The 6,869-nt window shown below is 62.2% G+C and carries 7 protein-coding genes and 1 pseudogene; 4 read left to right on the forward strand and 4 right to left on the reverse strand.

The window, feature by feature from the left end; genetic code table 11:
* The first annotated feature begins 24 nt into the window (after positions 1–24).
* Complete coding sequence (locus KKO72_RS20560; RefSeq protein ID WP_214943703.1) at positions 25–306, forward strand: high-potential iron-sulfur protein; 282 nt, start codon at positions 25–27, stop codon at positions 304–306.
* A gap of 139 nt (positions 307–445) precedes the next feature.
* Here the strand turns inward: KKO72_RS20560 and KKO72_RS20565 are convergent, their stop codons facing one another.
* From KKO72_RS20565 to KKO72_RS20575, 3 genes are all read right to left on the reverse strand, one after another.
* Positions 446–1,276: a DUF1700 domain-containing protein gene (locus tag KKO72_RS20565; RefSeq protein WP_214943692.1), complete on the reverse strand. Its 831-nt coding sequence runs from the start codon at positions 1,274–1,276 to the stop codon at positions 446–448.
* Positions 1,273–1,620 (reverse strand): PadR family transcriptional regulator, encoded by a 348-nt coding sequence (locus KKO72_RS20570; RefSeq protein ID WP_251140825.1) that lies wholly within the window; start codon positions 1,618–1,620, stop codon positions 1,273–1,275. The genes KKO72_RS20565 and KKO72_RS20570 overlap by 4 nt, the downstream gene beginning before the upstream one ends.
* Before the next feature lie 183 nt (positions 1,621–1,803).
* Complete coding sequence (locus KKO72_RS20575; RefSeq protein WP_214943695.1) at positions 1,804–2,715, reverse strand: dienelactone hydrolase family protein; 912 nt, start codon at positions 2,713–2,715, stop codon at positions 1,804–1,806.
* A gap of 222 nt (positions 2,716–2,937) precedes the next feature.
* On the opposite strand from KKO72_RS20575, the gene KKO72_RS20580 reads away from it, so the two are divergent.
* From KKO72_RS20580 to KKO72_RS20590, 3 genes are read left to right on the forward strand one after another with little or no spacing between them, the layout of a single operon-like run.
* On the forward strand, positions 2,938–4,179 hold the full coding sequence (locus KKO72_RS20580) for a 3-methyl-2-oxobutanoate dehydrogenase (2-methylpropanoyl-transferring) subunit alpha (RefSeq protein WP_214943698.1): 1,242 nt from the start codon (positions 2,938–2,940) through the stop codon (positions 4,177–4,179).
* Between the two features lie 20 nt (positions 4,180–4,199).
* On the forward strand, positions 4,200–5,270 hold the full coding sequence (locus tag KKO72_RS20585) for an alpha-ketoacid dehydrogenase subunit beta (RefSeq protein ID WP_371736923.1): 1,071 nt from the start codon (positions 4,200–4,202) through the stop codon (positions 5,268–5,270).
* A gap of 3 nt (positions 5,271–5,273) precedes the next feature.
* The gene (locus KKO72_RS20590; protein WP_214943701.1) at positions 5,274–6,506 is read left to right on the forward strand and encodes a dihydrolipoamide acetyltransferase family protein; all 1,233 of its coding nucleotides are present in this window, start codon (positions 5,274–5,276) and stop codon (positions 6,504–6,506) included.
* Positions 6,507–6,527: 21 nt separating this feature from the next.
* On the opposite strand, the pseudogene KKO72_RS20595 reads toward KKO72_RS20590, so the two are convergent.
* Positions 6,528–6,869: pseudogene (locus KKO72_RS20595) on the reverse strand (methyl-accepting chemotaxis protein); the annotation flags it as partial.

Below are 6,869 nucleotides of genomic sequence, written 5' to 3' on the forward strand. Positions count from 1 at the left end.
GCGCCAGCCCCCGCCGCTGCACCCATGGCAGAACCGGCACCGACCGCAACACCTGCAGCACCCGCTACCTCGGCCAAGATGCCCTTGGTGGATGCCAAAGACCCGCAAGCCCTGGCCCTGGGTTATGTCAGTGATGCGGCCCAGGTTGACAAGGCCAAGTACAAAACATTTGTGGCGGGCAGCCACTGCGCGACCTGCGCCTTGTACCAAGGCCAGGCCAGTGACACCGAGGGCGGCTGTCCGTTGTTCCCCGGCAAACATGTGGCCGCCAAAGGCTGGTGCAGCGCCTGGGCCAAAAAGGCATAGTTTGATGAAAAATCAGATGCTGGCCCTTATGAATCAAGGGCTAGTAGCTACGTTTTAAGCAGCAAACCAGCGTCTGGACCAAGACGCTGGTGGTTACAGGCGGGTGCCTGCTGAAGCACCCTCGCCTGCTGCAGCGGTCTCAGGCGGCCAGACTCTGGATGTGCTGCAGCTGCTGCCCCAGGTGGCTGCGCAGCCAGCGCAGCGACTTGCCAAACCAGCTGCGGCACAACCACAGCAGCAGGCCACCCAGAGTCAACAACACCAGCCCCACCACCGCGTGCGTCTTGGGGCCTGAATGGCCCAGGTGGGACAACTCGACCTGCTGGTCACCGTCGCGGATGTCGAGCTTTTTGATCGACCCATCGGCGCCTTTCTCCAGGCTGAAGGTTTTGTTGCCCTCGCTGGCCTGGATCGTCACGCCACCGTCGGCGCCATGTTCCACACGCACGTGGTCATCGGCACCGGCGCCCTGGACGCGAATGCCAGGCGTGTGGCGGTTGACACTGGCGTCGATCACCACCGGGCCGATGCCACTGGTGTTGAGGACAAACTGGTTGGCAGGCGGCCAGCCAAACAGGCCCTGGCTGGTAGACACCACCAGCAGCACCAGACCCGCCAGCGCTAGGCTGCCACCAACGACAGACAGCACCGTCAACACCGCTAGGTAACACAGGAAAGGCACAGCCAGCGCCAGGTTCATGAAACCCAGCGCGGCGGTGGCGGCGCACAAGGCCCACAGGTTCCTGGGGGAGCGGCGCGACTCCCAGGCACCCAGGCGCCGCTGTGCAATCAGCTCACGCGCCAGCTTGAGCGGGTCACCGAGTTTGGCTGCCACATCGGTCTCGCTCTGACCGTCGGCCAGGGCATCGGCAAAGTAGCTGGCGTAGTCTTGCAGGATCTCGTCGCGCTCGGCGGCGCTGAGGGTTGAGAGCGCCTCGGACAAAGCTTTGAGGAAGGTTTCGCGGTTCATAGAGCACCTTTCTGGGTGGGGTTGGTGGGGCGCGGCTGTAACACGCTGTTGATTTCGGCAACAAACTCTTGCCATTCCTGGCTCATCATGGCCAGGGCTTCGACGCCACTGGCGCTGAGCCGGTAGTACTTGCGGGCCGGGCCAGTGACCGACTCCTGCAGGTAGGTTTGCACCCAGCCTTCGTCCTGCAGACGGCGCATCAGGGGGTACACCGTGCCTTCGCTGATGGCCATGTGGGCGCTGAGCTGCTGCACCAGTTCATAGGTGTAGCTGTCCGCACGTTGGAGGATGGCCAGCACACACATCTCGATGGCGCCTTTGCGCAGCTGGGTTTTTAAAGCCATGTTCATGATGATGGGTGGCAACAAGTAGGTGGATGTACTATGCAATACAAGGTAGCGGAATCATAAACACATCTACTATGCATTACAAGGTAGCAACAGAAATTTTTTTACCACCATGAAAAAGGGAGGCCCAAGCCTCCCTTTTTTGTTGAGGCGCCAGCGCCCCCCGGTCTGCGAACAGCCTCAGGCCACGCCGTGTGCCTTGAACCAGGCCAGTGCACGGGCGAAGCCATCAGCCGCCTCGTCCTTGCGGTAGCTGGAACGATAGTCGGCGTGGAAGGCGTGGGGTGCATCCTTGTAGACGACAAACTCGCTGGCTTTGGCGGCGGGGTTGCCGTGCGCGCCGGCGTCGGACAGCGCGTCTTTCATCTGGTTGATGGTGGTGAGCGGGATGCCGCCATCCTGTCCGCCATACAAACCCAGCACCGGTGCTTTTAAACCCGCTGCCAGGTCCAGCGGGTGTTTGGGCGTGAGGTCTGAGGCGGTGCCGACCAGGCGACCATACCAGGCCACACCGGCCTTCACGTTCTTGCTTTGCTCAGCGTACAGCCAGGTGATGCGCCCTCCCCAGCAAAAGCCGGTGATACCCACTTTTTTGGTGTTGCCCCCATTGGCACCGGCCCAGGTCACCGCACCGTCCAGGTCGGCCATGACCTGAGCGTCAGGCACTTTGGAGACCACCTCGGCCATCAGTTTGGGCATCTGGGTGTAGCTGCTGGCATCCCCCTGACGGGCGAACAGATCAGGCGCAATCGCCAAATACCCGGCCTTGGCAAAACGGCGGCAGGTGTCGGCAATGTACTCGTGCACCCCAAAAATCTCGTGCACCACCAGCACCACCGGCAGATTGGTTTTTCCCTCGGGCGCGGCGTAATAAAACGGCACGGTGAAGCCCTGCATGTCGTAGACACTCTCACCTGTGCGCAGGCCGTCCGCCGGGGTCTTGATCGCGGTCTGCGCCATGATCGGCATGGCCGCTGCGGCGTAGCCCACGCCGAGCGCAACTTTAAGCGCGGTGCGGCGGTTGGCACCGGCCTCGGTGGTCTGGCCTGGCAGCAGGGACGAAAAATCCTGGGTCTGATCCTGATTGAGCACGGGTGCCTCCTTGTGTAAAAGTGGCAGCTTAGCGGCAGTGGTCAACCCACCGGTGTGTGGGGTAATTTCTGGCGAAATCCGCTATGCTCAGGTCAGCCAGCCAGACCGACGGAGACCCCGCGCTACTGGCTGCATGGTCCGGCAAAACATAGGCTACCCGCCTGCTGCTGCGCCGGTTGATTCATTCTGAAGCAAGACAAAAGCTTGCAAGGAGACAAAAACATGCCTCAGCGCCAGCCGCTACACCTGCACGTGCCAGAGCCCACCGGGCGCCCTGGTTGTGACACGGATTTCTCTTACCTCCCCCTATCCAAAGCCGGTGCCAAACGCCGCCCCCCCGTCGACGTTGCCGCCGCACAGACCAATGACCTGGCGTTTGCCCTGATCCGGGTGCTTGACGACACAGGCCAAGCCGTGGGGCCCTGGGCACCGCAGATGGACACAGCGCTGTTGAAGCGGGGCTTACGCGCCATGCTGCTCACACGCGCTTTTGACGCCCGCATGCTGATCGCCCAGCGGCAAAAAAAGATGTCGTTTTACATGCAGTGCCTGGGCGAAGAAGCCATAGCCTGCGCCCACGCGCTGGCGCTGGGCGCGGGTGACATGTGTTTTCCCACCTACCGCCAGCAAGGCCTGCTGCTGGCGCGCGAGGACAACAACATGGTCGAGATGATCTGCCAGCTCTACAGCAACAGCCGCGACCCGATGAAAGGGCGCCAGCTGCCGGTGATGTATTCGAGCAAAAAACAGGGCTTTTTCTCGATCTCGGGCAACCTCGCCACCCAGGTGATCCAGGCGGTGGGCTGGGCCATGGCCAGCGCCATTCAGGGCGATGACAAGGTGGCCAGCGCCTGGATTGGCGACGGCGCCACCGCCGAGGCCGACTTCCACACCGCACTGACTTTTGCGCATGTCTACCACGCACCGGTGATCATCAATGTGGTCAACAACCAGTGGGCGATTTCAACCTTTCAGGCGATTGCGGGTGGTGAAGGCACCACCTTTGCCGCACGTGGTGCGGGCTGTGGCATTGCCTCCTTGCGGGTCGATGGCAACGATTTTTTAGCGGTGTATGCGGCCTCCAAATGGGCGCTGGAGCGTGCCCGCAGCAACCTCGGGCCGACCCTGATCGAGTGGGTGACCTACCGCGCCGGACCGCACTCCACCAGCGACGACCCCAGCAAATACCGGCCCGCCAACGATGTGGCGCGTTTTCCACTCGGCGACCCGATCACCCGCCTGAAACAACACCTGATCCAGCTAGGCATCTGGAGTGATGCCGATCACGAGATGCTGAAAAAAGAGGTGGAGGCCGAGGTGCTGGCCGCACAGAAAGAGGCTGAACAATTCGGCAGCCTGGCCAACAGCCACACGCTGGATCTGGCCAGCATGTTTGAGGATGTCTACAAAGACATGCCTGCGCATTTGGTGCGCCAGCGCGCTGAACTGGGAGCCTCGTCATGAGCGACAACAACACCCGCCCCATGGCGACGGCACACAACGGCCAACAAGCCGCGAACTCGACTTCAGACAACGGCAGCACCTCCCAAATGACCATGATCCAGGCCTTGCGTTCGGCCATGGACGTGATGCTGACGCGTGACCCGAAAGTGGTCGTTTACGGCCAGGACATCGGCTACTTTGGTGGTGTGTTTCGCTGCACCGAAGGCCTGCAACAGAAACACGGCAAGCAGCGGGTGTTTGACGCACCGATCTCCGAAGGTGGCATTGTGGGCACGGCGGTCGGCATGGGTGCCTACGGCCTGCGCCCAGTGGTCGAGATCCAGTTTGCCGACTACGTCTACCCGGCCACTGACCAGATCGTGTCAGAGGCGGCGCGGCTGCGATACCGCTCGGCGGGGGACTTCAGCTGCCCGATCACCATTCGTATGCCCTGTGGTGGTGGCATCTACGGCGGCCAGACCCACAGCCAGAGCCCCGAGGCCATGTTCACCCAGGTCTGTGGCCTGCGCACGGTGATGCCGTCCAACCCCTATGACGCCAAAGGCCTGCTGATAGCGGCGATTGAAAACGACGACCCGGTCATTTTTCTGGAACCCAAACGCCTGTACAACGGCCCGTTTGACGGCCACCACGACCAACCCGTGGTGCCCTGGAGCAAACACCCGCAGGGCCAGGTGCCAAATGGCTATTACACCGTACCGCTGGACAGCGCCTCTGTGTATAAACCGGGCCAAGCCATCACAGTGATTGCCTATGGCACTATGATCTATGTAGCAGAAGCAGCTGCACGTGAGAGCGGCATCGACGCCGAAATCATCGACCTGCGCAGCCTGTGGCCGCTCGATCTGGACACCTTGGTGGCATCGATCAAAAAAACGGGCCGCTGTGTCATCGTGCACGAAGCCACCCGCACCAACGGACTGGGCGCAGAGTTGTCTGCGCTGATCCAGGAACATTGTTTCTACCATCTGGAGGCACCGATTGAACGTGTCACCGGTTGGGACACCCCCTACCCGCATGCGCAGGAGTGGGCCTACTTTCCCGGCCCGGCACGTCTGGCGGCGGCCTTCCACCGTGTGATGGGGGCATAAACCATGACGATCCACAACATCAAGATGCCCGACATCGGCGAAGGCATTGCCGAGGTGGAACTGGTGGCCTGGCGCGTTGCGGTGGGTGACCAGGTGGTCGAGGACCAGATCCTGGCCGACGTGATGACCGACAAGGCCACGGTGGAAATCCCCTCACATGTAACTGGCACCGTCATCTCGCTCGACGCGGCAGTGGGTCAGGTGGTGGCGGTGGGAACACCCATTATTCATATCAAATCGGCTGCAGCCCAGGTAGATCAAGGTCAGGTAGCTATTCCTATTGAAGCACCCGCGCCAGCGGAGGTGATACCCACCAGAAGTAACCAAGCACCTGCCGAGCCATCAGCCCCAACCCAGGCCAGACCGATCGCCGCCCCGGCCGTGCGCCGCCGGGCGGTTGAGCTGGGGCTGGATCTGGCGCAGATCAAGCCCAGCCACGACGCCGGGCGCATCACCCATGCAGACCTGGAGCAACCGGTCACATGCTCCAACAAAGATAGTGATCCACCCAGACAGAATAAGAGCTACACGCCTCTAGAGGCCACCAAAACCATCCCCGTCATTGGCCTGCGGCGCAAAATCGCGCAAAAGATGCAGGAGGCCAAACGCCGCATCCCGCATTTCAGCTATGTCGAGGAAATCGACGTGACCGAGCTGGAGCACCTGCGCGCACAGCTCAACCAGCAACACGCCGCCACCCGTGGCCACCTGACGCTGCTGCCCTTACTGGTGCGTGCCCTGGTGCTGGCGCTGCGTGAGTTTCCCGAGGTCAATGCGCGGTATGACGACGATGCTGGGGTCCTCACCCAACACGCGGCCTTGCATCTGGGGCTGGCGACACAGAGTGATGGCGGTTTGATGGTGCCGGTGATCCGCCATGCCGAGGCACTGGACCTGTGGGCCTGCGCTTCCGAGATCAGCCGTCTGGCCCAAGCGGCCCGCAGTGGCAAAGCCACACGTGAGGAATTAACCGGCTCGACCCTGACGCTCACGAGCCTGGGCGCACTGGGCGGCATTGTCAGCACACCCATCATCAACCACCCCGAGGTGGCGATTGTGGGCACCAACCGCATTGTTGAGCGGCCAGTGATTCTGGGCGGCGCGGTGGTGGCGCGCAAGATGATGAACCTGTCGAGCTCATTCGACCACCGGGTGGTGGACGGCCACACCGCTGCCCGCTTCATCCAGCGGGTGCGCAGCTATCTGGAGTGCCCGGCGACGCTGTTTGTCGATTAACAACAGGCCAGGGGCGCTGGGTCAGAAACTTTCCCAGTCGCCTTCGCCACCACTGGTGCTGGTTGCCTTCGGGGCGACGGTCTTGGCTGGCACAGGCGCCCTGGCGGCGGCCCCTTTCGAGACGCCCGCCTGGCGGCGCTCCGGCCCTTTGAAGGGCGTCGGGCTGGGGATGCTGGCGCGCACCTGCGCAGGTGCCGACAAGATACCGTGGTCATCAGCACCCAGCTTGAACACCGCCACCACCTGCACCAAATCCTGCGCCTGGCTCTTGAGGCTGCTCGCCGCTGCAGCCATCTCTTCCACCAAAGCCGCATTCTGCTGCGTGGCCTGGTCCATCTGTGTCACCGCATCTCCCACCTGGCT

The sequence above is a fragment of the Rhodoferax sp. U11-2br genome, from assembly GCF_018619435.1.
Taxonomy (GTDB): domain Bacteria; phylum Pseudomonadota; class Gammaproteobacteria; order Burkholderiales; family Burkholderiaceae_C; genus Rhodoferax.

Coding starts and splice junctions, on each gene's coding strand:
- KKO72_RS20560 (WP_214943703.1), top strand. CDS start 25: ATGGCAGAACCGGCACCGACCGCAACACCTGCAGCACCCGCTACCTCG.
- KKO72_RS20565 (WP_214943692.1), bottom strand. CDS start 1,276: ATGAACCGCGAAACCTTCCTCAAAGCTTTGTCCGAGGCGCTCTCAACC.
- KKO72_RS20570 (WP_251140825.1), bottom strand. CDS start 1,620: ATGGCTTTAAAAACCCAGCTGCGCAAAGGCGCCATCGAGATGTGTGTG.
- KKO72_RS20580 (WP_214943698.1), top strand. CDS start 2,938: ATGCCTCAGCGCCAGCCGCTACACCTGCACGTGCCAGAGCCCACCGGG.
- KKO72_RS20585 (WP_371736923.1), top strand. CDS start 4,200: ATGGCGACGGCACACAACGGCCAACAAGCCGCGAACTCGACTTCAGAC.
- KKO72_RS20590 (WP_214943701.1), top strand. CDS start 5,274: ATGACGATCCACAACATCAAGATGCCCGACATCGGCGAAGGCATTGCC.